This is a genomic window from Pseudomonas sp. GGS8 (assembly GCF_024168645.1).
Classification (GTDB): domain Bacteria; phylum Pseudomonadota; class Gammaproteobacteria; order Pseudomonadales; family Pseudomonadaceae; genus Aquipseudomonas.
Window position 1 is genome coordinate 1893255 of the sequence record NZ_JALJWF010000001.1, and the last position, 26575, is coordinate 1919829.

Below are 26575 nucleotides of genomic sequence, written 5' to 3' on the forward strand. Positions count from 1 at the left end.
TCAATTCTCCAGTTTGGCGACTTCAGCCGCGATCTTGTCCATGATGTCCAACTGTGCTGCGCGGATCAGGGCTCGCCCATATCGCTCCGGCTCAGGGAGCTTCATCTCGCCCGGCTCAAGTAGGTTCAGTGAGACTGCAATTTGTCGCCGCTGACTACTTGAAAGGCTCCAGAATCGGTAGAGCAAGTCCCGGGTATCTTCCTCACCCATGGTCGCCTCCGCGTCTTGAATTGACTGTGATTCGGACAAGTGATCCTGCAATTTAGTGGCTGGAGTCTCTGCCGTCACAGTGTCACAACTGGAACCGCGAAGATCGCCTTCTTCTGGGATCGATATAGAGGAAGCGAAGTAATCTTTACGCTGAGGACTCTGCATAGCGATGAACATTTCAGGAACATCTTGCAGCCGGCGCTGATAAACCCGAACATCAACGCGTCGCTCCTCTCCAGCGCCGGCAACCTTCAGCTGAATCAGATTGTATCCCGGGTTGTAAGGCTGCTCGCGACGGGACGGGTTCACCGCGGCTGCTGCGAGGCGTACATAGCTTGCATCCATATGCAGTCGTTGTTTGTGCTTATGGCCAAAGACTTGAAAGGCGGCGCGAGTATTTAACGCATCCTCGACAACCTCGCCATCCTCAAGCCAGTCAATAGGGTGGTGGCATAGAACCATGTTCAGTGTGTTTGGTGCAGGATTGAGCACGGTTTGTAGCGGGCTAAGGTAAAGCCCCCGTTCCTTGTCATCCTGCCCTTCACGACCGGACAGTAGTGTAGATGTCAGCCCATAGATCCTAAGGCTCACACCGGCGTCGAGAACGATGTCTTGATGCCAAAATGGTTTGGATGGCCATATTTGGCACATAAAACGAGCGGCAAAAGCGTTGTATGCGGCGTGAGCTTCGAGCAAGAGCTGACCGCTAGCGGCGTCGCCAAGTTGCTGTCTTAGTTTCCATTCGCGATCCTGAAGTGAAGCAGAGGAAATCGCATGCTGCACGTTCTGAATTGGGACGCTTGCCTTGATAACCGCTCGATCCACGTCGTGGTTGCCCGGTACTACAAAAATGCGCTCCTTAGGGCAGCCGGAGATGTCCGCTAACTGCTCTATCCAGACCTGAGCTGTCTGGTATTCAGCTGGGGCCGCCCGGTAGGCGATGTCACCCCCAATCAGAATCGCGCCCACTTTACCTAGCGTTTTAACTTGTTCCTGAAGATCACGCATCATACGTGTGCGTATCGAGTAGTCAGGATCCATCTCTGGTTGGAGGCATTCTGGTGACTTGAAATGGATGTCAGATATGTGCAGCATCAACATGAACGCTATCCCTCGCCGCGACTGGCTCGACCCGGCCACGTGCCAATAAATTATGTGTGAAAGAGCCTAGGCGGGACTAACTACCTAGGCCTACCAGGCAGTCGCCTAGGGTGTGATGTTTCCAACTGCACAACTCTTCACAAACAGCCGTTGAATTCGCCTCATTCCTTTGTCTCACAGATGCAGATCCTAACTACTCCAAGCAGGCACCGAAACTGAGCCTGAGGGGGGAAGCAATTCTACACAATCCCTAACTGACGACTACGGTCGCATCTACATCAGCCGCTAAGGATGTTCAGGAATTGCATCAAAGGATGTGCAGCAACGCATTAGTTAAGCTCGCCGGTTAGGGGCTACAGACGGATTGGTACTCGTACTGGAAGTGGCGTGTTGATCCAGTTGCACTGGCTCAAAGCCCTTAGGCCTGCGGCCCGCACTTGTGGATCTCCTTCGAGCGATCGCAAGGTCACGATGATGCTCACCGGCAAAGCTTCAGTAAGGTCTGGCTCGTACGCTCGAAGCCGAGCTTTTGCCTGCAACCCCCACTGTTTTCCGGCTGCTCCGTTTGTGAAGCTTTTGCGATGTACTTTTACTGGTGACCATTTGCTGCCAGAGGATATTTGGGCGATTTCATATCCGCTTTGACCTTCCTCGCTGTCCATCGGAACCATGCCTTTGATGGTATCGCCGGTAATCACACCGAAGCTCAATTCGACGTTTGCGCGCACGTACTCACTACCTGCGTTTGGGTCGAGAGGCGGTGCATAGGCCGCTGTTATGATGATCTCTCCTCGGAATTTTCCGTCCTGAATCAGCACATCAGGGATTGGGTAAGGCGTCTTTCGCCATCGCATGTTCCCTGGCACCAGGTTGGCCTGAAATACCAACGTGAAGCTGTCATCAGAATCGTAGAGCGCCTTTAGGACATCATCAGGTCGGCCGGCACCCAGGTAGCGCCGGTGGAAGGAGTCGTAGTCAGGCGAAGAGAGTTGCGCAGCATGAATCATCAGCGCCTTCACCAAGGATGGCGAAGGGTTGAGCGTCGGCCTACCAACGAGTGCCTGCCAGGCATGAGCTGCCATGCTCGATGCGAGTGGAGCAGCGTAGCTCGTACCAAATCCGTAATGCAGCCTATCGTCAGGCCCAAGAACCTTGAGGCTGGCCAAGCCAGCATTCCAAGGAGCATGAACACCACCGCCCACGTGGGTAATATCCGGTTTGGGGGTGAATACCGGACCTGGGCCACACCGCGAGTAGGGCGCAGGATGGCCAGCACCACTGAGAGCGTCAGCTGCATCGATGTGCGCGATCGATCCAACAGTCAGAGCACGTACAGACTCCCCAGGGCAGGAAATTCGGTCGTCAAGAGTCGACGGAGTCTGCCATTGCCGACGTGGTAGGTCGTTGTAGTTGCCGGCCGCTACTACGAATAGAACTTGGTACTTGTCGCTCAGCTCATCCAGGGTCATGGCGAAATCGCTGAAGAGACTTTCGTCGCAGGACTCACCCCCTATAGAGATGTTCCATATCTTTACATCTGGGCGGCGCTGGACGGCAGCTCGAAGTCGTAGCTCCAGATCACTCATATGTGAGCCGGAGATCTCCAGCGCACAGACATCGTGGATCTGGGCAGGCGTTGTTGGCAGCCAAGCATGCTTGTCGTTGAAGTGAGCCCCGCCAGCGATGAGCGAGGCGACAGCTGTTCCGTGTTCGAAGTTCGTGTCAGGAGGCAGGACATAGGTGTCCCGGGTTTTGACGTAGTGCTCGATAAGCTTTGCGTCTGTACTGACCCCAGTATCGAAGACCGCTACGGTCGGTAAGCCGATTGACTGTTCTGTCGGTTGGGCCTGGCTCGCAGAGGTCCCGCTTTGGGGTTTCAGTACTGTGTTTCGTGGACGGAATACCTGCTCTGCGTAGATCGACCGGATGCCGGGAAAGTCCAGAATCATGTCCAAGGAATCGCCTTGAATCTTGTCGAGATCCTGAATACCGATGATTGGAAGGCCACGACCTTGGGCGATTTCGACGAATGGCAACGACAGTGATTTCAACGTGCGTAGCACTGTCTCGTAGTTGAAGGTGTTAAGACTGTCATGCTGATACTGGAATAGTCTCAGTACTGCTCGCCCATGATCGAGCAATTGCTTGCTCCCCGCGGGATTTCTCCGTTGACGATCCCACGGTTGGATTGCTTCGATTGCACTCAAATTACAACGGATCTTCTTGGTGTTGCGCTGAAGGATGACGCGACTCAATGCGCTCAGGCTGTGTGCTGATGCGCCGACAAGCATTTCATCGATTCGCGCGTGGCCGGCCGGCTCTAGGCTTGCTTCTTCCGCAAGCACAGTGGGTCTATGGCTTTTCGCAATCCCTTTTTCACGCAGTTTGAGTACGAGGTGAGTTAACGCTTGAGGATGCAGCACCTGCTCGTGGGCAAGTACCAAATGGGCGTCTGTGAGATTTTTGGAAAGCGCCTGCCGGTAGGCGGCATCGACTACTACGAGCTCTTTGCCACCTCCGCCAGGATTGCCTTCAATAGAGGAAAGATCCTTAGGCTGAAACGGGATGTGTAAAAAAGGATTCTCAACCCTAGCATTCAATGGCTGCTGTGCGGGTGTGTTCTTGCGGGCCACTACCGATCTCCTCCTTGAGGATCTTTGTTATTTGCCTAGTCGATAGGTCGTACAGCCTCCCTAGGGTTCTCAGGGAGAAGTACCTTGGCGCCCATCCATTAAGCCACCTAATTTCTGACTCAACAGTAGATAGCACTCGGCCACTTGTCAGCGCAAGATTTAATCCCAGCCGGCGAAATAGCTGGTCCTCGTCGATCCCGGACTTATTTGATAAAACTGCCGCTCGTTTTGTATCAAGGCATACCTGCTCAATGTTTGCGCCGGTTATCCCTACCGATAAGTGAGCGAGGTCGTCGAGATTCAAAGTCTCGCAGCTGAATGGTTCCAGATACTGTCTCCAGAGTAATTTGCGCAACGCCAGATCTGGTTCGGCCATCGGGATACGGAAACTGAAGCGACGCCATATCGCGGGATCCAACAGCTGATCATGGTTGGTAGCGGCGACAAGAATCGTGCTTTCTGGCACTGCGTCGATGTTCTGCAGCAGGGCAATGACCACTCGCTGCAGCTCACCAACATCCCTCTCATTGCCGCGGGCGCCGGCCAATGCATCGAACTCATCTAGGAACAGTATGCAGGGCCTCTGCTGAGAGTATTCGAACACCCGTCGTAGGTTGCGGCTGGTCTGCCCCAGAAGGCTACTCACCAGGGTGTCGCAGCGTACAGTCAGCAGCGGCAGCTCGAGATTCGCGGCAATGTAGCGAGCGAGCCTGGTCTTCCCTGTGCCAGGAGGGCCGTAAGTCAGCAAACGGCTAGCCATGGCTGCGCCTACTCGAGCTAGCTCGTCGAACCTGCGGATGTTTGCCAAGAATTCCTGTACTCGACTCTCTACAGCGCTGGGCAGTAGGAGGGACTCTTTATCGATCGCCGGATTACTCACATCGACCGTGTGCAGATGACTTTCACCATCGGTGGGTAGGTTTGAGAAGCTGAAACCATGTGCTGCATCTTGAGCGCTGGCAAGCGCCGCCGGAGCCCTGGCAAGTCGCTCTCTGATCATGCGGGCCTGCTTTTTGTCGCCATCGCTCTCCAGCTTGTCTGCCAAAAGGCCCGCATAGTTCGAGGCCATGCTGGCATTAGCCTTGAGAGCTCCGTCTAGGATCTTCAAGATTTCGGAGAGGTATTCCACGGAATGATTCGCTCAAATGGTTAACTGTTTCGGATTTCGGCGTGAGTGTAGCGTATTAATCTGAAATCGTTTCGCTTTCATCGGCTCCTGATTCACTATGGCGTGTAGCCACCTCGGAAGTCCGTATGATGGAGACCGTATGGTGTGAGCTCGTGCGAACATTTTGGCGCTACGTTGGTGTCGTGGTCTTTGAGTGCTGATCAACGAGGCCAGCCCAATTGCTGACTACGATAATCATCGGGTTACCAGTTTGATGGGGTGGGTATGGAGCAAAAAGAGCAAATTGAGCCGCTTTTGGCGACAGTGCATGCACTTCTGCGGGCTGACGGGGCTGACGATGCAGCTGATGTGGTACGTGACTATCCCGCCATGGCGGAGCTTTCGGGACAGGACAATTGGAATGGTGGAACTCAGTATTGGGACATCGTGTTCAGAGTGCCAACATTGGACTACGTCCGCCTAGGTGCAAAACGGAGCCTGCTAGAAGAGCAGATCACTGCTGGACTCAAGGCTGTCACCGAGCATGAGCCATTTGATTACTATTCTGCCGCGATCGTCCTCGACAAAGAATTTCGAGCGGATTGGCGATCTGGTACGTCGGAACTGCCGAAAAGGGTACGTCAAAACATCCTCGATGGCCTCCGGCTAGACGACGTGAAGTGGTATGGCCGGTTGAACGATGTTGAATTTTTGAGCCGACTTTATGAGCTTGAGAAGTTGCCAACCACAGACCACCGCTATAAGGACGCTGCAGGCGATATCTGGCAGCATCGATTGAACAACGATGATTGGGAGAACGATTGGGTTTACAACGACAGTCGCTTTCAGCTTGTGGATGGCGGTGCAGAGCTGTTTCTGCGTTTCTTGTGTGAAATGGTTCATCCTCTGGTGCGTCCCGACCGTGATGAAGCGCTTAACCTCGTGGTACAGCTCAACGACCAACTCAAGGGTGCCGGATGGGAGTTGTACGAAGAAGAGTTGATAGCTGGTCGTCCTCGCTTTGCTTTCCGAACGATTGAGAACAACTCTGCCCGGTCCGTTGTGCGAGCGAAGGCTGTTGCGGAAGCGCTGAACGCTGGATGGATGGCAAAGCAGATCGAGCGTCTAGAGCACGCCATAGATAGCGACCCAGAATTGGCTATAGGTACAGCTAAGGAGTTGGTGGAGACCTGCTGCAAGTCCATTCTCACTAAATGTGAAATCACCTTCACCAAGTCAGACGACCTGGGCGACTTGACCAAGAAAGTCGCGAAGGCGCTTAAACTGGTGCCGGAGGGAGTTAGCGACGCAGCGAAGGGGGCTGAAAATATTCGGTTGATTCTGCGCAACCTAACCAGCATCACGAGTAACTTGGCACAGTTGAGAGGTCTGTATGGCACTGGGCACGGAAAGGATGGCCAGCACCGCGGACTTCAGCCGAGGCACGCTCGTCTTGCAGTTGCCTCGGCGGTGGCCTTCATCGATTTTGTGTCCGAGACACATCGGTACAGAGAGGAATCGCAGAATTTCGAGCAGGCCGACTAGAACAAGAATCCTTCGGCTCACTTGGCTGAGAAAACACTCCTGGCCTCTGTTAGCCCTCGGTATCACTGCCGCTGGTCTGTCTGGTAGTCGCGCATGATGGTTGTGTCAAACTATGTTGTAAGAAGTTCAGTGCTTTATTCAAAAGCTCAGTGTGGCGGTGTCAATCTATGTTGTGATCCGGCTTTCGATTCGTTCCGGTTTCGCCCAATGTTTCTTGGGGTGCTTGTGTCAGACTATGTTGTAAGCACCCAACAATAAAAATCGCAGCCTACGGTTGCGATTTTTTTTACCTGAACGAAGGACATATCCGATGGACCGATTCCAGGAAATGCAGGTCTTCGCCGCTGTCGCCCAGGACCAAGGTTTCTCGGCGGCGGCGCGGCGTTTGGGGATGTCGGCGGCCAGCGTTACCCGGGCAGTGGCGGCGCTTGAGCAGCGCATTGGCACTCAGTTGCTGACGCGCACTACCCGCAGCGTGCATTTGAGCGAGGCGGGTCAGCGTTACCTGGAGGATTGTCGGAGAATTCTCGCCGAGGTGCAGGAAGCCGAGGATTCGGCCGCCGGGAGCCATGCCCAACCCCGTGGGCAACTGACGATCACGGCGCCGGTGTTGTTCGGCGATTTGTTCGTCACGCCGCTCGTGGTCGGTTACCTGACTCAATTCCCTGAAGTCAGCATCAACGCGGTACTGGTCGACCGGGTGGTGAGCATGGTCGAGGAGGGCATTGATGTGGCTGTGCGCATCGGTGAGTTGCCTGACAGTAATCAGCATGCCATTCGAGTAGGCGAAGTGCGGCGGGTGATCTGCGCTTCCCCTGGTTTTCTGACTGACCATGGTCGGCCTCGGCATCCTGCAGATTTGAGCCGTGCCCCGATCATCGCCACCTCGTCCATCGGGCAGCCCAGAAGCTGGCCGTTCCTTGAAGCGGGAGAACCGATCAGCGTTCGCCCGGAACCGCGTCTGGTGGTCTCCGCCAATCAAGCGGCTATCACAGCCGCCGCCATGGGGCTGGGGTTGACCCGAGTCCTGTCGTATCAAGTGGCGAGCAAGATCGCCACCGGTGAACTGGAAATCGTCCTGGCTGACTTCGAACTGCCGCCATTGCCCATTCATGTGGTCTACCAGGGCGGGCGCAAGGCCCCGGCGCGGGTTCGCAGTTTTGTGGACTTCGCGGTGAAGGTGCTGCGCGAACACCCGGCCCTGCACGGCTGAAGGGTTATTGCGCTGGCTGAAATAATGGATTGCATTTGCTGGTCATTCTGTTGTTTTGGCTGCGGGTGGAAGATGGGCCCCTATCGGCGCCGATCTTTCCTGAACGGCGCCACCACCCAGCGGAATCGACCATGCAAGCCATCAAACTCTACAACTTCCCACGTTCCGGCCATGCTCACCGTGTCGAGCTGATGCTGTCTTTGTTGCAACTGCCGACCGAGCTGATCTTCGTCGATTTGGCCAAGGGCGCGCACAAGCAAGCGGACTTTCTGGCGCTCAACCCGTTTGGCCAGGTTCCGGTGATTGAGGATCAAGGCCTGGTATTGGCCGACTCCAACGCGATCCTGGTCTACCTTGCGCAGAAATACGGCAACGGTCGCTGGCTGCCAACCGATCCGGTTGGTGCGGCCAGGGTGCAGCGCTGGTTGTCGGTCGCCGCCGGGCCGATTGCCTTTGGCCCCGGCAGGGCAAGGCTGATCACTGTGTTTGGGGCGCCTTACAACGCTGAAGAGGTGATCGCTTATTCCCACACCTGGCTCAAAGTGATTGATCAGGAACTGGGCGCAACGGCCTATCTGGCCGGCAGCGAGCCGACCATCGCCGACATCGCCGCGTACAGCTACATCGCCCATGCCCCGGAGGGCAATGTGTCGCTGGATGACTACGCCAACATCCGCGTCTGGCTGGCGCGGATTGAAGCCTTGCCAGGGTTTGTCGGCATGCCGCGCACCGTTGCCGGTTTGCAAAAAACTGCCTGATGCTCACGGCCCGAGCTCAGCCGGGCTGTTCTTATTGCGCAATGAGCGCAGGGGAGAAGCCGTTATGGAACATTCACCTTGGCACGCAGGCGAGAAACAATTGCAGGCTCACGTGGGCGTCGCCGAGCGAATGGACACATTGGGCCGTAGGGTGATTCGCCGCGAGATGCCGGATCAGCACCGCACGTTCTATCAGCAACTGCCGTTCATGCTGTACGGCGCGGTGGATGCTGACGGCAACCCTTGGGCCAGCATTCTTGAAGGGGCGCCGGGTTTTGCGAAGTCCCCCGAGCCCGGGCTGTTACAGTTTGCCAGCCTGCCCGGCCATGACGACCCCGCACAACTGCAAGACGGGGCGGCGATCGGGCTGCTCGGTATCGAGCTGCACACTCGACGTCGCAACCGTCTCAATGGTCGAGTCGGTGCTGTAACGGCGAGCGGCTTCGAGGTGACGGTGGAGCAATCCTTCGGCAATTGCCCGCAATACATTCAATTGCGCCAGTTTCGCTCGGTGCCATTGGCGGATCCGGCGACCCGTATCACGCAGCATCTCAATGAGCTGGATGACACGGCCAAAGCCATGATCGCCGGCGCCGATACCTTCTTTGTCGCCAGCTATGTGGACGTTGATGGCCAACGCTCGGTGGACGTTTCTCATCGGGGTGGCCAGGCCGGTTTCGTCCAGGTAGAGGGCAATCGCCTGACCATCCCGGACTTCGCCGGCAACCTGTTCTTCAATACCTTGGGTAACCTGCTGATCAACCCTAGGGCCGGTTTGCTGTTCATCGATTTCGAGTCGGGCGACCTGCTGCACCTCAGCGGTCGCACGCAAGTCATCCTCGAAGGGCCGCAGATCGAAGCCTTTCAAGGGGCCGAGCGGCTGTGGACATTCGAGGTGGAGCACGTGGTGCGTCGGCCCGCGGCGTTGGCCTTGCGCTGGCGCTTTGACGGCGTGTCGCCCACCAGTTTGCTGACCGGCACCTGGGCACAGGCCAACGCACGCCTGCAAGCCCAAGCGTTGGGGGATCGCTGGCGGCCGCTGCGCGTGATGCGCATCGAGCAGGAAAGCCACAACATCCGTTCGATCTATCTGGAGCCTGCCGATGGCGCCGGATTGCCGGTGTTTCAGGCCGGGCAACATTTGCCCTTGCGGTTCAACATCGCAGGCGATGTGCATATCCGCACGTACAGCCTGTCGAGCGCGCCATCCGATGACTTTTTCCGTATCAGCGTGAAGCGTGAAGGCCTGGTGTCCTCGCACCTGCATGAGCAGATTCGTGTCGGCGATGTGCTTGAAGCCCGCGCGCCTCAAGGGCATTTCACCGTGGCGCCGAGTGAGCGTCGGCCGCTGGTGCTATTGGCCGCCGGCGTGGGGATCACGCCGCTGCTGTCGATGCTGCGAGAGGTGGTTTATCAAGGCCTGCGCACGCGGCGCATCCGCCCTGTGTGGTTGTTCCAGAGCTCGCGGACCTTGGCCGATCAACCGTTTCGCCCTGAGCTGGATCGCCTGCTCGACGGCCTCGGTGATGAGGTGCGGGTGCTGCGTTTGCTCAGTCAGCCGGAGTCCGATGCCCGTGAGGGTGAAGATTACGACCTGACAGGGCGCATCGACGCCGACTGGCTCAAGACCACTCTTGAGGTGGAGGACTACGACCAAGTGGATTTTGTCCTGTGCGGTCCGGGAAGTTTTACCCAGGGGCTGTACGACGGCCTGCGGGATCTGGATGTCACAGATTCAAGGATTCATGCCGAAACCTTTGGCCCGTCGACGCTGCGTCGCCAGCCGGACCCGGACGCGGTGGTCATCGAGCAATTACCGGCCGCCACCGTTTCGGTGCCCGTGGTGTTCCAGCGCTCGGCCAAAGAAGCGCGTTGGCAGCCGGACGGCGGCAGTTTGCTGGAGTTGGCGGAGAGCCGTGGCCTGCGCCCGGAATTCAGTTGCCGCGGCGGTTCCTGCGGGACCTGCAAAACCCGGTTGATCAGTGGAGACGTGAATTATCCACAGCCCCCGGCAGAGGTTCCCGATGCGGGAGAGGTGCTGATTTGTTGTGCGGTGCCGGCGCAGGGTTCGCAGCCGTTGGTGCTCGACCTTTAGAAAAAGATCGCCGCCTTCGGCAGTTCCTACAGGGTGTAAACAAATCCTGCGTAGGCGCTGCCGAAGGCGGCGATCTTTTGATCTTCTGGCAGTCCTACAGACGATGATTTTGGGGGATGTTTCCGACAGGTTTTGACGGTTGTCGGGTGGGAAATGGAGTGGATAGGCTTTGGGGGTCGCTGCAAATTCAGTGATCGGGTTTGGTCGCCCAGGTTTAGAATGGCGCACTTTTGTGCTTGCTTCATGGCGAGCTGTGCGTGGGAGGGCTTAGGCCCTGCCGGGTTCCATTCCCTGGTCGACCAACCCGCGTACGGTTCGCCACCCTTCTGCTTGGTCGCAGTGTTGGCGAACTCCAGTTCTCGAATGGAGTGTCACCATGTTCAAAGCAACACCAAATCCGCCCGAAGCGGACGACGTTTCCCCCTACGAATCCCTCGATTCAAAAAAACTCAACGAAGCCGCCGAGCGTGCGCTCGATCACTACCTCAACCCCTCGGCCCTCAAAGCACCGGTCGCCCGCAAGCCGAGCACGATGTTTATGGTTGCGCCGGATATCAAAGACGAAGACCTGTTGGCCCACACCTGTGAGTCGTTGGCCCAGGCCAGTGTGATGGCGAGTGACTTTGCGGGGTATCTGGAAGGGCCGCACCGGCACACGGCGATGGCGATTCAACAGATCGTCATGCTGGCGGAACTGGCGGTGAACCGGATGCTGGATAACGTCGCCATACCAAAACCTGCGCCACACAGCTGATTTGATGTGGGATCGGTAGTGGCGAAAAGTCAGGTGATCATTGCCCGCAAGCCGATAGCTGAGTAGGGTAGGGAGCAGAGCGAAAAGGGCCTTGGGAGGCCCTTTTTGCATTTCAGGGATTGGTTTTCATGGTCTTTTTCACACGCTTGATCGTTTTGCTGGCAGCCGTGTTGCTCAACGGTTGCGAGCAATCGGACGCGCCACCACTCGATCAACAACTCTACGTCTGGCAACGGCAATGGACGCCGGCCCATGACGCCGCGCTGCGTGACAGCCGCGCCGACTTCTCGACCTTGCGCGTGCTGGCCTTGCAGGCATTTCCACAGTCTGGCTGGAGCCGGGCGCGGATCGATCCGACGCTGCTCAAGCGTGATGGCCGACCGCTGATTGCGGTGGTTCGTCTGGATGGCCAGCTCAACGGGCTAGACCGGGACGAGGTCACGGCGCAGATCCAGCAAGTGCTCAGCGATTGGCAAGGGCAGGGGCTGACCCTGTCCGGCGTGGAAATCGACCACGATGCGGGCAACGCCCGGTTACCGGCCTACCGCGAATTCCTCACCCATTTGCGTGCCGTTCTGCCGGCGTCCTTGCCACTGAGCATCACCGCGCTGCCGGCCTGGCTCGACGGCCCTGAATTGCCGGCGCTCCTAACGACGGTCGACAGCAGCGTGTTGCAGGTGCACGCGGTGAGCGATCCACGGCGTGGGCTGTTCGACCCGGATCAGACACGGCAGTGGGCCAGGGCCTGGAGTCGCAACACATCGAAACCGTTTTATCTGGCGCTGCCGGCTTATGGCGTGGCGCTGTTGCCGGCGGCCGGGGGCGCGCCGGTCGTGGAAAGCGAAGTGCCCATCGAGCGAGGCGGCGAACGTCGGGAGTTGCTGGCAGACCCGCAGCAACTGAGCAAGCTCGGCGCCGAGTTGCGCGCCGATCCACCGGCCCATCTGGCCGGGCTTATCTGGTTTCGCCTGCCCCTGGCCAATGATCGCAGGGCCTGGAGCCTGACGACGCTGGGCGCTGTGGCGCGCGGCGATACGCTCGACAGTCATGTGGGGCTGAAACTCTCGGCGCAGGACGGCCTCTACGACATCAGCCTCAGCAACCAAGGCAACCTCGACAGTGCCTGGCCCGAACGCCTGACGCTGGCGGTGCAGGGCTGTGAAGGCGCCGATGCGCTGGCCGGATATGCGTTGCAACAGCGCCCGGATCTGCTTACCTTCAGCCGCCTGCGCGACGGTCGAATACCGGCCGGCGGGCAACGCGCCATCGGTTGGGCACGCTGTGCACACATTGATCAAGGAGGTTCGAATGTTCACCCGTAACTGGCCCCGCCATGTGCTTTGCCTGAGCCTCAGCCTGCCGTTGGGTTCGGCGCTGGCCTGCGGGCCGGACTTCCCCATGCGCCTGCTAGACAATCGTGGCCAGTCGCTGGCGGAACTGCCGGAAGGTAACTTCAACCTTGAGATCAACCGCCTCGGGCATGCCATCGCGGGACTGAACAATGTCACCGCCGCCACCAACGTTCCGGGGGACGGTTACGGCGACGCGCCCGATTACACCGATCAGCGCGATACCGCTGAACAGGCCGGTCTGACGCCTGAGCAACAAGCGCTGGTGAAACAACTGCGCAGCCTGACCGATGCCCGTCAGGTTGAAGAGCAAGGCGCGAACCTGCCGGCCGAACACAGGCTCTATCTGGCTGGCGCCGTGGCGTTCAACGCCGGTGACCATGGCCTGGCCGCCGACTATTTCCAGAAAGTGCTGGCGCTGCCGGCCGATCAACGCCCGTTGCGCAGCACCTGGGCGGCGTACTCGTTGGGCCGGGCGCTGTTTGCCATGAGTTCAGAAGCAGGCGCCGGCCCGGACCTGTTGGCTCAGTCCCGCAAAGCCTTTGAGCAGACCCGTCAACTGAACATCGACGGCTTCAGCGACCCGTTGGAACTGGGTGTCGCCAGCCTCGGCGAAGAGGCGCGAGTGTCCCGCACCGCGGGCGACTGGGACAACGCCATCCAACTCTACGCCACGCAGAACCTTCACGGCTCGGCGGTGGGCTACACCTCGCTGAAGCTGTTGATGGCCGATCTGGCGGCGATGCCCGATGATCAACTGGCCGAATTGCTCAAGGGCAAAACAGTGCAGCAACTGGTGACGGCATCGTTAATCAGTCGCCTGGGCTGGTCATTCGGTGATCAACCGCCGAACGAACAGAAACTGATCAAACTGCTGCAAAGCAGCACCCGTGGCAGTCTGGATAATGCCGATCGCCTGGCGGCGATGAATTATCAACAGGGCGATTACGCCAGCGCCAAAGCCTTCCTCGAACAGGCCGGTGACGGTGGCCTCGCGTGGTGGCTGCGGGCGAAACTGGCGGTGCGTGATGGCGATAAAAGCGCTGCCGCCGCGGCTTATGCCAAGGCGGCCCAGGCCTTCCCGCAGAACGAGTCCTGGGGCGAGCGGCGGACGCCCGACTGGGATTACGAAACGCTCCAGCCCAAATGCCGGGTCGAGGGTGAAAGCGCGATTCTGGCCCTGCAACGCGGGGATTATCTGCAGGCCTTCGATCAGCTCTATCGCAGTCAGAGCATCTACTGGTTCGATGCAGCCACCGTGGCCGAGCGGGTGCTGACCCTCGATGAACTCAAACAGTACGTCGATACCCAGGTGCCGGCACCGCCACCACTCAGCCAGCAGGATCGTGACAATTATGTGCCGTTGCCGGTCGCCGCGAGCCTGCGCAATCTGCTCGGGCGGCGTTTGTTACGTGAAGAACGTTACGATGAGGCTCCGGCTTACTTTGACAACGTCGATTTGCAGAACAAGGCCAAGGCGTATGGGCAATTGCGTCAGGAGGCGGACGCTGCCTGGTGGCCGACCAAGCGTGCTGCTGCCCTTTTTAACGCGGGTTGGCTGATGCGCGGGTGGGGAATGGAGATTCTCGGCTACGAAATGGCGCCGGATTACGCCTCATTGAGTGGTAATTACAGCCTTGAGAGCCGTGAGCTAAAGGTCGGTCCGTTAGTGGCTGAAGATGAAGTCCTGCGTCAGCAAGCCAGCGCCGCTCAACCCGATGAGCGCTATCACTACCGTTATGTCGCAACGGCTTTGGCCAGTCGTGCTGCCGATAATCTGCCTCATACCAGCCAGGCTTTTGCGGCGGTGTTGTGTGCGGCGGCGGGGTGGAACACCAGCCTTGAAGAAGAAAGCGCCTTCTATCAACGCTATGTGAAGGAAGGGCCGTACGTGGATTGGGCGGTGAATTTCGGTCACCAATGCCCTTATCCGGATTTCCAGAACGCAGACAAACGTTACGTTACCCAGGTGCTGAGCCCGGTCCGCTCGGCATTGCGACCGTATAAAAAGTGGCTGCAGATGGGCAGCGTGGCGGGGTTTACCGCGATTGCGCTGGTGTTGATCAACCGACGCCGGCGCAATGCACGATAGTCATCAGGCTTGTTGAACAAAGGTCAGCCGCACCGCAAAACCAATCAGCAGGCTGCCAAACAACCACTGCTGTACCCGCTGGGCCGACGGACTGCGTTGCAGCCAACGGCCCAGCGCAGCGCCGACCAGCGCGTAGGCGCTGTCGAACAACAACCCGACACCCACCAGCATCACGCCCAGCGTTGCAAATTGCGCGAGCACTGGCCCGGCGTGAGGTTCGATGAACTGCGGCAACAGCACCGAGCAGAACAGCAGCGCCTTGGGGTTGAGCAGGTTGGTCAGCAAGCCGCGTTGGATCGCCTCGCGCCAATGCGGTTTTTCGGTCGTTGCGTCTGTACCGTTCAAGCGCGGCAGCATTGTGGTGCGCAGGCACTGAATGCCGATCCACAACAGATACGCCGCGCCGACCAGGCGCACCACGTCGAAGGTCCAGGGCGCAGTCTTGAACAGCGTCGCCAAACCCAACGCAGCCAATGCCACATGACAACCACGCGCCACGCCCAGCCCCAACGCCGTGGCCAGCGCCGCGCCTTTGCCCTGACGCGCGCCGGTCTGCAACAACAGAATCATGTCCGGGCCGGGCAACAGGTACACCACTGTCAACGCCATGAAAAACAGCCAGAGTTCTGTCATGTTGCCCCCATTCGTTGTCGATTCGGTGCGGTCAGTCTACGGCCGAGGGGCAGGGCAGGTGGTTGCGTAGTCAGCTTCTAAAGCTTGGATATTTGGCATAACCTGCCAGTTTGTGACGATCGAACCATCAGGATCTGCCAAACCATGAAACTGGACGCCTACGACCGCAAAATCCTCGCGGCGCTGCAACGGGACGGACGCTTGAGCAACGTGCAACTGGCCGATGAGATCGGCTTGTCGGCCTCGCCCTGTTTGCGTCGGGTCCGGATGCTGGAAGAGGCGGGTGTGATTCGCGGTTATCAGGCCAATCTCGATCGAGATGAAGTGGGCCTTGGGCTGACGGTGTTTGTCGGGGTCAAGGTCGAACGGCATAACGATGAACAAGCCGAAGCGTTTCGCCTGGCCGTGACGGCATTGCCTGAGGTGATTTCGGCGTTTCTAGTGTCCGGAGAATCGGATTTTCTGTTGCAAGTTGTGGTACCGGACTTGCGCGCCTACGACCGTTTTCTCACCGGGCGATTGCTGAAATTGCCAGGTGTGAGTGATATTCGCAGCAACTTTGCAATTCACACGGTGAAGACGCCGGGGGCGTTGCCGTTGGGGCATTTGCCCAACTGAAAAGATCGCAGCCTGCATGGGAGCCGCCGCAGGCAGCGATCGTTTGAACTTTCTAAATCTGCGTCGCCATTCCCTCCACATTCATCGCCGCCTGACGCAAGGCCTCGGAGCGGGTCGGGTGTGGATGGCAGGTCAAGGCGATGTCTTCGGCCGAGGCGCTGAACTCCATGGCCACGCAATATTCGCCAATCATTTCGCTGACGCTCGGGCCCACAAGGTGCACGCCGAGGACTTCGTCGGTGCGCTCATCGGCCAGTACCTTGGCGAAGCCTTCGGTTTCGTGGTTGATCTTCGCCCGGCTGTTGGCGGTGAAGGGAAATTTGCCGACCTTGTAGGCGCGACCTTCGGCCTTCAGCTGTTCTTCGGTCTTGCCGACGCTGGCCAGCTCCGGTTTGGTATAGATCACGTTGGGGATCAGGTCGTAATTGACCTCGCCAGCCTTGCCGACGATCTGCTCGATGCAGGCCATGGCTTCGTCTTCAGCCTTGTGGGCGAGCATCGGCCCTGAAGTGACGTCACCGATCACCCAGACCCCCGCGGCTTCGGTGCGGTGGCCCTTGTTGGCGAGCATGCCGCGTTTGTCGGTGGCGAGGCCGACGTTCTCCAGCCCCAGGCCTTGGGTGTAAGGACGACGGCCGATAGCCACCAGCACGTAGTCGGCTTCCAGTAGCTCGGCGGTGCCACCTGCGGCCGGTTCGACACTGAGTTGAACACCGCTCGCCGAGGAGGTGGCGCTGGTGACTTTCGAACTCAACTTGAAGCGGATGCCTTGCTTGCTCAATGAGCGCTGAAGGGTTTTACCGGCTTCAGCATCCACACCCGGGCAGATCCGGTCGAGAAATTCGACGACCGTCACCTGAGCACCCAGGCGCCGCCATACCGAACCCAGTTCCAGGCCGATCACTCCAGCGCCGATCACCACCAGGTGCTTCGGTACTTCAGCCAGCGACAGCGCGCCCGTGGAGTCGAGGATACGTTGGTTGTCGATATCCACGCCCGGCAGGGGAGTGGGCTCGGAACCGGTGGCGATGATGATGTCTTTGGCGCTCAGCCGGGTCTTGCCACCCTGATTGTCGGTCACCGTGACGCTGCCCGGCCCGTCGATGTGGCCCCATCCTTTGATCCAGTCGACCTTGTTTTTGCGAAACAGAAATTCGATGCCCTTGGTCAACCCTGTGACGCTTTCATCCTTCTGCTTCATCATCTGAGCCAGGTTGAGTGCAGGTTTGACCTCGATCCCGAGGTTGGCGAATTCCGCCCCCATGGCCGCGTCGTAGAGCTCGGAGGCATGCAGCAATGCCTTGGACGGCATGCAGCCGACGTTCAGGCAGGTCCCGCCGAGGGTGGCGCGGCCTTCCACGCACGCCGCTTTCAAGCCCAACTGCCCGGCGCGAATCGCTGCGTTATAACCGCCTGGGCCGGCGCCCAGAATCACGACGTCATAGGTGCTCATGGTGCAACTCCTGGATAGAGAGGGACGGGATCGATAAAAAGTAGTCTTCAATAAAAAATTACGAACGTAATATGTGCGTTTCTCACCATTTCGGTCAAGGCTTCAGCTTGGCGACAGGTTCAGCGCTTTTAGATAGAACGACTCAGGACGAAAATTTCACCATTTTCGTTATATCGTAACGAATTGTGATGTGAGCAATGGCTGGGGTGGTATGCAAGTCGATCTCGATGGCGATGGAGCACAGATAGCAGGGCTGCCGCGCTTTCAGCAGGCGGTCGTTCAAGGACGTCGATTGCGCCAATGGGCAATCGGATTGGGTGCCTTGGCGGCCGCAGGGCTGGTGCTGGCGTTTTTTGTCGGGCTGTTTGCACCGCAGTCGCTCTGGCCCGCCCTGCTGGTCAATCAGAGCGCCGGTTTGCTGGTGTTGGTCGCCGGCCTGCAATCGGCTTGGTGGGTAGCGCTGTGGCGTGCACGAGCGATGAATCCGCCAGTGTTGGTGCCGGTGGCTATCACTGAAGAAGTCGTTGTCGCCGAAGGCTGGTACGAGCGGTTGCTGGACGGCATCAGTCAGCGTTGGCTGCGCTTGCTGGGGCAGATCGGTGCACCGACGCTCTGGCTTGGCGGCTGGGCGTTGTTGACGTTGTATAGCATCGAGCAGGTCTGGAACCTCGCCTTGCCGCCCGCCGCGTTAGGGTTGTCGGCCAGTGTCGGCGCGGCGTTGTCGTTGCTGCTGGCTTTCGGTTTGCTGGTGCTGGAGCGGCAACTGGCGCAGGAAAACGTCGCCCGATGGCCTGAAGCCGGGTCGTTGGCGCAGCTGACGCGGGTCGCGATTATTGGCCTGGTGCTCAGCGCCTTGTGTCTGTTGTTCGGCAGCGAAACGTCGGTCTGGCCGGTGCGTCTGGCGGTGTTGATCGGCTTGCTGCCGGGGCTGGTCGCCGTCGAGTTGTTGCTGCGCGCCGTGTTGTCGCTGTTCAGTCCCCGTCGTGAACAGCTTGAACCGACGTTGCTGGCGCGAAGCTTTGTCGCCGACATGTTGCGCTGGCCGCCGCAGCCCCTGCTCGCATTGCAGCACGAGTTGCACAACCGCTTCGGTATCGACCTGCGACAAATCTGGGCCTTCACTTACATGCGCCGGGCATTTTTGCCGGTGCTGGCGGTGGTGGCGATCGTGGGTTGGTCGCTCACTGGTATTCATGAAATACCCCTGCAAGGGCGGGGCATCTACGAGCGTTTCGGCAAACCGGTGGAAGTGTTCGGGCCTGGTTTGCACGCCGGTTTGCCGTGGCCGCTGGGTCGTGTGCTGAGCGTCGAGAACGGCGTAGTCCATGAGTTGGCCACCAGCGTGGGCGAAGCATCGGCCCCGGTCGCGGCCGAACCTGCCGAAGGCCCGGCACCAGCCATTGCCAATCGCTTGTGGGACGCCAGCCATGTGAATGACAAATCCCAGGTCATCGCCAGCAGCCGTGCCGACAAACAGAGCTTCCAGATCGTCAACATGGACGTGCGCTTCGTCTATCGCATCGGCCTGAGCGATCAGGCGGCGCTGGCCGCGACGTATAACAGCGCCGACGTGCCGACGCTGATTCGCAGCACCGCCAGCCGGATTCTGGTTCATGACTTCGCCTCAAGAACCCTTGACGGTTTACTCGGTGAAGACAGGGTAGGGCTCGCCGAAGACATCGGCCGCGCCGTGCAGGCGGACCTGCAAAAACTCGACAGCGGCGTGGAAATTCTCGCCACGGTGGTCGAAGCCATTCATCCTCCGGCAGGGGCGGCTAACGCCTATCACGGCGTGCAAGCGGCGCAGATTGGCGCCCAGGCATTGATCTCCCGCGAGCGCGGTGCAGCGGCGGAGGCGACCAACCAGGCGCAATTGCAGGCTAGCATCGCTCGCGATCAAGCCACGGCCAGTGCGCATGAAATCAACTCGAGCGCTCAGGCCGCCGACCTGAAATTTGCCGCCGAGCGAAAGGCGTACTCCAGCGCCGGCCAGGCTTTTGTACTGGAGCAATACCTCAGCCAACTGACCCAGGGTCTGGCTAACGCCAAGCTGCTGGTTCTCGATCATCGCCTGGGTGGCAGCAGCAATGCGCCGACCATCGACCTACGTACATTCACGCTGCCGGCTGACCCTGCGCCGCCGCGTAATACCGCTCAGCCAGGAGCCGCCCATTGAGCCAGTCGACGCCTACTCACGATCATCACGATCACGATCACGATGACCATACCGGCCACGATCACGGCCATGGCGGGCATCACCACGGTCATCACCATCACCACCATGGTGATCCGCACGAAGCTGGCCCTTTTCCGTGGCGGCGAATGGGCTGGGCGGCGCTGCTGGTGGCGTTTGCCATTGCGGCGGCGAGCCTGGTGCAAGTGCGCTCAGGGGAGGCCACGGTGATTACGCGCTTCGGCAATCCATCGCGGGTGTTGTTGGAACCGGGTCTTGGCTGGCGTTGGCCGGCGCCGTTCGAGGCGGCGATCCCGGTAGATCTGCGGCTGCGTACCACCTCTAGCGGTTTGCAAGATGTGGGCACGCGCGACGGTTTACGCATCATCGTGCAAGCCTACGTGGCCTGGCAGGTCCAGGGTGATCCGGACAACGTGCAACGCTTTATGCGCGCCGTACAGAATCAACCCGATGAAGCTGCGCGGCAGATTCGTACCTTTGTCGGCTCGGCGCTGGAAACCACAGCCAGCAGTTTCGATCTGGCCAACCTGGTGAACACCGACGCCAACCAAGTGCACATCGCTGATTTTGAAGCACAGCTGCGTCAGCAGATCGATCAGCAGTTACTCACCACCTATGGCGTGCGAGTGCTGCAAGTCGGTATCGAGCGTTTGACCCTGCCGTCGGTGACGCTCACCGCGACGGTCGATCGTATGCGCGCCGAGCGTGAAACAATCGCCACTGAACGCACAGCCATTGGCAAACGCGAAGCCGCACAAATCCGCTCCGCGGCCGAGCGTGATGCGCGAATCGTGCAAGCCGATGCGACGGTGAAAGCCGCTGACATCGAAGCCCAATCCCGCGTCGAAGCCGCGCAGATTTACGGCCGGGCCTACGCCGGCTCACCGCAGCTCTACAATTTGCTGCGCTCGCTCGACACTTTGGGCACCATCGTCGCACCGGGTACCAAACTGATTTTGCGCACCGATGCGGCGCCGTTCCGGGTGTTGGTTGATGGTCCACCGACGCTCGATAACAAGTCCGGGTCGCAGCCATGACTTTGGTTCCACGTGGAACAAATGAGTTGAGCAGCCCCTGGATTCAGGCCGGGCGCTTGGCTTTTCTAGCGCTTTACGCTGTGACCGTACTGGCTGCTTTGGCATGGGCATTTTCCAATGTGCGGCAGATCGATCCGCAGAATCGTGCGGTGGTGTTGCATTTCGGCGCACTGGATCGCATTCAAAATGCCGGTTTGCTGTTGGCGTGGCCGCGACCGTTTGAGCAGGTGATCTTGTTGCCGGCAGCGGACCGGGTGATCGAGCGTCGAGTGGAAAATCTGCTGCGCACCGATGCCGCGTTGCAGGCCGACCGTGTGGCGAGCTTCGCCACGCCTATCAGCGATGCGCTCGCCGGCTCCGGTTATCTGCTGACCGGTGACGCGGGGGTGGTGCAGCTGGATGTGCGGGTGTTCTATAAAGTCACTGAGCCCTATGCCTTCGTTCTTCAGGGTGAGCATGTATTGCCAGCTCTGGATCGATTGGTGACGCGCAGTGCTGTGGCACTCACCGCGGCGCGAGATCTGGACACCATTCTGGTGGCTCGACCGGAACTGATCGGCGCCGACAATCAGGCTGCCGAACGTCGCGAACGTCTACGCGGCGATTTGGTGCGGGGCATCAATCAACGCTTGGCCGAACTGACGGCGACCGGGCAGGGCTTGGGGGTCGAAGTGGCGCGGGTCGATGTGCAGTCGAGTCTGCCTGGCCCGGCCGTGAGCGCGTTCAATGCCGTGTTAACCGCCAGCCAACAAGCTGACAAGGCTGTGGCCAACGCGCGCACTGACGCGGAGAAACTGACTCAGTCCGCTAATGAACAAGCCGACCGCACGCTGCAAGTGGCTCACGCCCGGGCCAGCGAGCGCTTGGCCAAAGCCTCCGCTGACACCGCCACGGTGCTGAGTTTGGCCAAGGCGCAACAGCAGGGCACCGACCCGCAAATGCTGCTGCGTATTTACCGTGAACGGATGCCGAAAATTCTCGGGCAGGCCGGCTCGGTGACGACGGTCGATCCGAAAGACGATTCCCGCCTGATCATTCAGGGAGCTGCACAATGACTGCCCAAACCGCCGCCGCGCCGAGCATGTTGTCCTCGGCTGAACAACGTAGCGCCGCGCGTCAGTTGACCCTGGCCATGCTGGCGCTCGGGTTGCTTGCGCTCGGCCTGATCTGGCGCTGGTTGTCGCCGGAGCAGATCGGGGTCAGCCAATTGCTGCTGGGTTTTGCCTCCGTGCTGGTGGCCGTTCCGGTCATGCGCTCGGCGTGGTACAGCCTGCGTTATCCGAGCCTGCACGGGATCACCGATCAGTTGATCGCCCTGGCTATGCTCGGCGCCTGGGCCACTGGTGATCTGCTGACTGCGGCACTGCTGCCGATCATCATGATCTTCGGCCATGTGCTGGAAGAGCGCAGTGTGATCGGCTCACAGGAAGCGATTCATGCCCTCGGCAAACTGACGCGCAGCCATGCGCGCAAGATTCAGGCTGACGGCGTCGTCGTCGAAGTTGATAACGGCACACTCAAGGCCGGCGACCTCGTGGAGGTACGCGCCGGTGATCGCGTGCCGGCCGATGGTCGGGTGTTGTCCGGTCAGGCGAGCCTCGACACGGCATCGATCACCGGTGAGTCGGTGCCCATAGAGGCTGTTGTGGGCATGCCGGTGTTCGGCGGAGCGATCAACCTTGATGGCCTGTTGCGCATTGAAGTGACCCGCACCGGTCACGAGTCGACACTGGGTAAAGTCATCGCACTGATGCAAAACGCCGAACGTTCCAAGCCGCCGATCACCCGTTTGCTCGAACGCTACGCCGGCAGCTACATGGTGCTGGTGTTGTTGCTGGCCGCCGTGACCTGGTTCGTCACCAACGATGCCCAGGCGATGCTTGCGGTGTTGGTGGCTGCCTGTCCTTGCGCGCTGGTGTTGTCGGCACCGGCTACGGCGATTGCCGGGGTGGCGGTGGCGGCCCGGCATGGAATTCTGATTCGCAGCTCTGCGTTCCTCGAAGAGTTGGCTGACCTGACGTCGTTGGTGGTCGACAAGACCGGAACCCTGACGTTCGGCACCTTGCGCCTGCAATCGATCGACAGTCCGCTGGAGGACCGCAGTCACGTACTGAAACTCGCTGCCAGCCTTGGCTCTGCCAGCAGCCACCCGGTCAGCCGCGCGTTGGCCGGGTTGGTGACTCAGGAACATTTTCTGCTGCTCTCCGACATTCGCGAGCGTCAGGGGCTGGGTGTCGTGGCGATGACGGAGCAGGGCGAAGCGGCCCTCGGTCGTCCGGAGCTGTTCGCGCAATTGGGCATCGTCACCTCAGCTGTTCCCGAACACGATGGCCCGATTGCCGGGCTGGCCCTCGACGGTGAATTTCTCGCTTGGCTGTTGCTTGCCGACAGCGTCAAACCCGAGGCGCGGTTTGCCCTGAGCGAGTTGCGTGAACTGGGCTTGGGTCGGCAGTTATTGCTGACCGGAGATCGACAAAGCGTGGCTCATACGCTGGCCCGGGATGTGGGCATCAGCGATGTCGAAGCCCAGGCCTTGCCCGAGGACAAACTCAATCGGGTGTTGAAAGAAATCGGCAGCGGTTTCCGGCCGATGGTGGTGGGAGACGGCATCAATGATTCTCTGGCGCTCAAGGCCGGTGTGGTCGGCGTGGCCATGGGCGCGGGCGGCGCGGACATCGCGCTGGCCTCGGCCGATATCGTGCTGATCGGCAGCGACCTGCGTCGTCTCGGAACCTGTGTGCGCCTGAGTCGCCAATGCCGGCAGACTTTACAGGTGAACGTAATCATCGGTCTGGGCTGGACCCTGGCCATAGTCGCCTTCGCCGCATTCGGCTGGCTTGGCGTGGCGGGGGCGATGATTGCCGCACTGTTGCACAACTTGAGTACGTTATTGGTGCTCGGTAATGCCGGACGTTTGCTACGCTTTCAGGAACCCCTACTCAAGCTTAAGGATGAGGTGTGAGCGTCTACAACTTTTCAGAACTGTGTGCCGGATTTGTAGTCATCTAGGGTAAGGCGGTCATTTTCAACGATCGCCCGTTGGATGGTTTCAGTGTTGCAGGCAACACCGGGAATAGAAAAAGGCTATTAATTCGATAGCCTGCTATTTTTCAAGGATGGTCTACCCTCAGATTTGACGTCTGAAACAAGGGGGACTTTTCATGCTCGCGCAACTTCCACCGGCCTTACAGAATCTGCAGTTACCGCTTCGCTTGCGACTCTGGGACGGTCATGAGTTCAATCTGGGGCCGGCGCCCAGCGTCACCATTGTGGTCAAGGACCCGCACATGGTTGCCCAGTTCACCCATCCGAGCCTCGACGCGCTGGGGGCGGCGTTTGTCGAAGGCAAGCTGGAGCTGGAAGGCTCCATCAGCGAGGTGATTCGTGTCTGCGATGAATGGAGTCAGGCGCTGATCAACGAGGACGAAGATGAGCAACCAGTGCGCACGGTTCATGACAAAGAAACCGATGCCAAAGCCATCTCCTACCATTACGACCTTTCCAACGCGTTTTATCAATTGTGGCTCGACAGCGACATGGCGTATTCCTGCGCCTACTTCGAGACCGGCAGTGAAACCCTTGAGCAGGCTCAACAAGCCAAGTTTCGCCACCTGTGCCGCAAGTTGCGCTTGCAGCCAGGGGAGTATCTGCTGGATGTCGGTTGCGGCTGGGGCGGGTTGGCGCGGTATGCCGCGCGAGAGTTCGGCGCGAAGGTGTTCGGGATCACGCTCAGTCAGGAGCAATTGGCGTTGGCCCGTGAACGGGTGAAAGCTGAAGGCCTGGAAGACCAGGTCGAACTGCAATTGCTCGACTATCGCGATTTGCCTCAGGACGGGCGTTTCGACAAGGTGGTCAGCGTCGGCATGTTCGAACACGTTGGCCACGCCAACCTGGCCGAATACTGCAAAACCTTGTTCGGCGCGGTGAAAGAGGGCGGTCTGGTGATGAACCACGGGATCACCGCCAAACACACTGACGGTCGTCCGGTCGGGCGCGGTGCCGGTGATTTCATCGAGAAGTACGTGTTCCCCAACGGCGAGCTGCCGCACCTGTCGATGATCTCTGCCGAGATCAGCGAAGCGGGGCTGGAGATTGTCGACGTCGAGAGCCTGCGCCTGCACTACGCGCGGACCCTGGACCACTGGAGCGAACGTCTGGAGGACAATCTGGAAGCCGCCGCCAAACTGGTGCCGGATCAGGCACTACGGATCTGGCGGTTGTACCTGGCGGGGTGCGCCTATGCCTTCGCCAGAGGCTGGATCAACCTGCATCAAATCCTTGCGGTGAAAACCCATCCCGATGGCAGCCATGAACTGCCATGGACCCGCGACGACATCTACAACTAGAGAATCGGCGAAATAAGCCGGGCGATCCGCATGCCGACCTGTTGCAGGCGGTGGGTCTCCCGGCCTTCTTCTTTGGCGATTTCATGAGCCTGGGCGAAGTCGTTGTTGAGCATCTGTTCCACTTCGGCGGCAAACGCGCTATCGACGGTCAGCAACATCACTTCGAAATTCAACCGGAACGAGCGGTTGTCCATATTGGCGCTGCCAATGGCGCTGATTTCGCTGTCGATCAGCACTACTTTCTGATGCAGGAACCCGGGCTGGTAACGGAACACACGCACCCCGGCGCGTACCGCTTCGAAGGCGTACAGGCTGGAAGCGGCGTAGACGATCCGGTGATCCGGTCGCGACGGCAACAGAATCCGCACATCCACACCGCGCAGCCCCGCCAGTCGCAACGCAGCGAATACCGCTTCGTCGGGGATGAAGTAGGGGCTGGTAATCCACACTCGCTCCGTCGCTGCATGGATGGCTTCGACGAAGAACAGCGAACAGGTTTCGTAGGAATCCGCCGGGCCGCTGGCCAGTAATTGGCAGAGCACGCCGTCATCCGGATAAACGTCCGGCAGGATCAGTGGCGGCAGCGAACGGGCCGCCCAGAACCAGTCTTCGGCGAAGGATTCCTGCATGCTGGCCACCACCGGCCCACGTACTTGCACGTGGGTGTCGCGCCAGGGTGCCAGGGGTGGTTTCTCGCCCATGTACTCGTCGCCGACATTGAGCCCACCGACAAATCCGACAATCCCGTCGACGACTACGATCTTGCGGTGGTTGCGGAAATTGATCTGAAAGCGGTTGAGCCAGCCGCTGCGGGTGGCGAAGGCTTTGACCTCGATGCCGGCATCACGCAACGGCTGCACATACTCGTGGGGCAGGGAGTGGCTGCCGATACGGTCGTAGAGCAAATAAATCGCCACACCCTCGGCCGCTTTCTTCGTTAGCAAGGCGTGCAGGCGTTGGCCGAGGCGGTCATCGTGGATGATGAAGAACTGGATCAGTACCGCTTGCCGGGCGTTGCTGATGGCGTCGAAAATCGCATCGAACGTGGCCCGGCCGTCGATCAACAAGTGCACTTCGTTGTTCGCCAGACACGGCATGCGTCCCAGCTTCGGCATCGCCCGCAAAGATGCGTAAGCGCTGGAGGCGCGTGCAGCCAGTGCCTCTTCTACCCAGGGGCGCCAGTTCAGTTCGGAAATGGCCTTGCGCATTTCCTCGTTGGCTTGCCGCCTGGCCTTGATGTAACCATCGAAGGTGCTGCGACCGAAGACCAGATACGGGATCAGCGTGAGGTAGGGAATGAACAGCAGTGACAGAGCCCAGGCGATCGAGCCCTGAGCGGTCCGAACGGTCAACACGGCATGGATGGCGGCGATCAAGCCCAGCGTGTGCAACAGTGCGATCAGATAACCGAAAACATGCGGTCCGAAATAATCCAT

Annotated in this window: 19 protein-coding genes; 13 read left to right on the forward strand and 6 right to left on the reverse strand. The window is 59.4% G+C overall.

What is annotated here, in order from left to right:
* The 3 genes from J3D54_RS08295 to iteA all read right to left on the reverse strand — a co-directional run bounded on the left by J3D54_RS08295 (window position 1) and on the right by iteA (window position 5073).
* A complete protein-coding gene (locus J3D54_RS08295; RefSeq protein WP_253417468.1) occupies window positions 1–1311 on the reverse strand; it encodes a metallophosphoesterase in 1311 nt (436 codons plus the stop codon).
* Window positions 1312–1664: 353 nt separating this feature from the next.
* Window positions 1665–3944 (reverse strand): S8 family anti-phage peptidase IteS, encoded by a 2280-nt coding sequence (gene iteS, locus J3D54_RS08300; RefSeq protein ID WP_253417469.1) that lies wholly within the window; start codon window positions 3942–3944, stop codon window positions 1665–1667.
* Window positions 3901–5073, reverse strand: coding sequence for an anti-phage ATPase IteA (gene iteA / locus J3D54_RS08305; RefSeq protein WP_253417470.1), 1173 nt, complete (start codon window positions 5071–5073; stop codon window positions 3901–3903). Before iteA ends, iteS begins: the two co-directional genes overlap by 44 nt.
* A 264-nt stretch (window positions 5074–5337) precedes the next feature.
* On the opposite strand from iteA, the gene J3D54_RS08310 reads away from it, so the two are divergent.
* The 7 genes from J3D54_RS08310 to J3D54_RS08340 all read left to right on the forward strand — a co-directional run bounded on the left by J3D54_RS08310 (window position 5338) and on the right by J3D54_RS08340 (window position 14858).
* Window positions 5338–6597 (forward strand): abortive infection family protein, encoded by a 1260-nt coding sequence (locus J3D54_RS08310; protein ID WP_253417471.1) that lies wholly within the window; start codon window positions 5338–5340, stop codon window positions 6595–6597.
* Between the two features lie 310 nt (window positions 6598–6907).
* Complete coding sequence (locus tag J3D54_RS08315; RefSeq protein ID WP_253417472.1) at window positions 6908–7810, forward strand: LysR family transcriptional regulator; 903 nt, start codon at window positions 6908–6910, stop codon at window positions 7808–7810.
* A 131-nt stretch (window positions 7811–7941) separates the two neighbouring features.
* Entirely contained in the window at window positions 7942–8568 is a 627-nt protein-coding gene (locus J3D54_RS08320) for a glutathione S-transferase family protein (RefSeq protein WP_253417473.1), read from the forward strand.
* Between the two features lie 64 nt (window positions 8569–8632).
* Window positions 8633–10663, forward strand: a complete 2031-nt coding sequence (locus tag J3D54_RS08325) for a pyridoxamine 5'-phosphate oxidase family protein (protein ID WP_253417474.1) — start codon at window positions 8633–8635, stop codon at window positions 10661–10663.
* 376 nt (window positions 10664–11039) lie between these two features.
* The gene (locus J3D54_RS08330) at window positions 11040–11417 is read left to right on the forward strand and encodes a DUF6124 family protein (protein WP_253417475.1); all 378 of its coding nucleotides are present in this window, start codon (window positions 11040–11042) and stop codon (window positions 11415–11417) included.
* 128 nt (window positions 11418–11545) lie between these two features.
* Window positions 11546–12739: a DUF3142 domain-containing protein gene (locus J3D54_RS08335; protein WP_253417476.1), complete on the forward strand. Its 1194-nt coding sequence runs from the start codon at window positions 11546–11548 to the stop codon at window positions 12737–12739.
* The gene (locus tag J3D54_RS08340; protein WP_253417477.1) at window positions 12726–14858 is read left to right on the forward strand and encodes a hypothetical protein; all 2133 of its coding nucleotides are present in this window, start codon (window positions 12726–12728) and stop codon (window positions 14856–14858) included. Before J3D54_RS08335 ends, J3D54_RS08340 begins: the two co-directional genes overlap by 14 nt.
* A gap of 3 nt (window positions 14859–14861) precedes the next feature.
* Here the strand turns inward: J3D54_RS08340 and J3D54_RS08345 are convergent, their stop codons facing one another.
* Window positions 14862–15491: a LysE family translocator gene (locus tag J3D54_RS08345; RefSeq protein ID WP_253417478.1), complete on the reverse strand. Its 630-nt coding sequence runs from the start codon at window positions 15489–15491 to the stop codon at window positions 14862–14864.
* Window positions 15492–15635: 144 nt separating this feature from the next.
* On the opposite strand from J3D54_RS08345, the gene J3D54_RS08350 reads away from it, so the two are divergent.
* The gene (locus J3D54_RS08350) at window positions 15636–16109 is read left to right on the forward strand and encodes an Lrp/AsnC family transcriptional regulator (protein WP_253417479.1); all 474 of its coding nucleotides are present in this window, start codon (window positions 15636–15638) and stop codon (window positions 16107–16109) included.
* 52 nt (window positions 16110–16161) lie between these two features.
* Here the strand turns inward: J3D54_RS08350 and lpdA are convergent, their stop codons facing one another.
* The gene (lpdA, locus tag J3D54_RS08355; protein ID WP_253417480.1) at window positions 16162–17562 is read right to left on the reverse strand and encodes a dihydrolipoyl dehydrogenase; all 1401 of its coding nucleotides are present in this window, start codon (window positions 17560–17562) and stop codon (window positions 16162–16164) included.
* Between the two features lie 211 nt (window positions 17563–17773).
* On the opposite strand from lpdA, the gene hflK (J3D54_RS08360) reads away from it, so the two are divergent.
* The 5 genes from hflK (J3D54_RS08360) to cfaB all read left to right on the forward strand — a co-directional run bounded on the left by hflK (J3D54_RS08360) (window position 17774) and on the right by cfaB (window position 25139).
* On the forward strand, window positions 17774–19738 hold the full coding sequence (hflK, locus tag J3D54_RS08360) for a protease modulator HflK (protein ID WP_253426538.1): 1965 nt from the start codon (window positions 17774–17776) through the stop codon (window positions 19736–19738).
* Window positions 19735–20793 carry a protease modulator HflC gene (gene hflC / locus J3D54_RS08365; RefSeq protein WP_253417481.1) on the forward strand — a complete coding sequence of 353 codons (1059 nt, stop codon included), beginning with the start codon at window positions 19735–19737 and terminating at the stop codon, window positions 20791–20793. The genes hflK (J3D54_RS08360) and hflC overlap by 4 nt, the downstream gene beginning before the upstream one ends.
* Window positions 20790–21848, forward strand: a complete 1059-nt coding sequence (gene hflK, locus J3D54_RS08370; protein WP_253417482.1) for a protease modulator HflK — start codon at window positions 20790–20792, stop codon at window positions 21846–21848. Before hflC ends, hflK (J3D54_RS08370) begins: the two co-directional genes overlap by 4 nt.
* Entirely contained in the window at window positions 21845–23755 is a 1911-nt protein-coding gene (locus J3D54_RS08375) for a heavy metal translocating P-type ATPase (RefSeq protein WP_253417483.1), read from the forward strand. The genes hflK (J3D54_RS08370) and J3D54_RS08375 overlap by 4 nt, the downstream gene beginning before the upstream one ends.
* Window positions 23756–23954: 199 nt before the next feature.
* Window positions 23955–25139, forward strand: a complete 1185-nt coding sequence (gene cfaB, locus J3D54_RS08380) for a C17 cyclopropane fatty acid synthase CfaB (protein ID WP_253417484.1) — start codon at window positions 23955–23957, stop codon at window positions 25137–25139.
* On the opposite strand, the gene cls is transcribed toward cfaB, so the two are convergent.
* On the reverse strand, window positions 25136–26575 hold the full coding sequence (cls, locus tag J3D54_RS08385; protein ID WP_253417485.1) for a cardiolipin synthase: 1440 nt from the start codon (window positions 26573–26575) through the stop codon (window positions 25136–25138). The two genes, cfaB and cls, sit on opposite strands and share 4 nt — an antisense overlap.

What these genes read in the sequence shown, in the direction of transcription:
- J3D54_RS08295 (WP_253417468.1), bottom strand. Translation starts at nt 1,311, where the DNA reads ATGTTGATGCTGCACATATCTGACATCCATTTCAAGTCACCAGAATGC.
- J3D54_RS08310 (WP_253417471.1), top strand. Translation starts at nt 5,338, where the DNA reads ATGGAGCAAAAAGAGCAAATTGAGCCGCTTTTGGCGACAGTGCATGCA.
- J3D54_RS08315 (WP_253417472.1), top strand. Translation starts at nt 6,908, where the DNA reads ATGGACCGATTCCAGGAAATGCAGGTCTTCGCCGCTGTCGCCCAGGAC.
- J3D54_RS08320 (WP_253417473.1), top strand. Translation starts at nt 7,942, where the DNA reads ATGCAAGCCATCAAACTCTACAACTTCCCACGTTCCGGCCATGCTCAC.
- J3D54_RS08325 (WP_253417474.1), top strand. Translation starts at nt 8,633, where the DNA reads ATGGAACATTCACCTTGGCACGCAGGCGAGAAACAATTGCAGGCTCAC.
- J3D54_RS08330 (WP_253417475.1), top strand. Translation starts at nt 11,040, where the DNA reads ATGTTCAAAGCAACACCAAATCCGCCCGAAGCGGACGACGTTTCCCCC.
- J3D54_RS08335 (WP_253417476.1), top strand. Translation starts at nt 11,546, where the DNA reads ATGGTCTTTTTCACACGCTTGATCGTTTTGCTGGCAGCCGTGTTGCTC.
- J3D54_RS08340 (WP_253417477.1), top strand. Translation starts at nt 12,726, where the DNA reads ATGTTCACCCGTAACTGGCCCCGCCATGTGCTTTGCCTGAGCCTCAGC.
- J3D54_RS08345 (WP_253417478.1), bottom strand. Translation starts at nt 15,491, where the DNA reads ATGACAGAACTCTGGCTGTTTTTCATGGCGTTGACAGTGGTGTACCTG.
- J3D54_RS08350 (WP_253417479.1), top strand. Translation starts at nt 15,636, where the DNA reads ATGAAACTGGACGCCTACGACCGCAAAATCCTCGCGGCGCTGCAACGG.
- lpdA (WP_253417480.1), bottom strand. Translation starts at nt 17,562, where the DNA reads ATGAGCACCTATGACGTCGTGATTCTGGGCGCCGGCCCAGGCGGTTAT.
- hflK (WP_253426538.1), top strand. Translation starts at nt 17,774, where the DNA reads ATGCAAGTCGATCTCGATGGCGATGGAGCACAGATAGCAGGGCTGCCG.
- hflK (WP_253417482.1), top strand. Translation starts at nt 20,790, where the DNA reads ATGACTTTGGTTCCACGTGGAACAAATGAGTTGAGCAGCCCCTGGATT.
- J3D54_RS08375 (WP_253417483.1), top strand. Translation starts at nt 21,845, where the DNA reads ATGACTGCCCAAACCGCCGCCGCGCCGAGCATGTTGTCCTCGGCTGAA.
- cfaB (WP_253417484.1), top strand. Translation starts at nt 23,955, where the DNA reads ATGCTCGCGCAACTTCCACCGGCCTTACAGAATCTGCAGTTACCGCTT.
- cls (WP_253417485.1), bottom strand. Translation starts at nt 26,575, where the DNA reads ATGGATTATTTCGGACCGCATGTTTTCGGTTATCTGATCGCACTGTTG.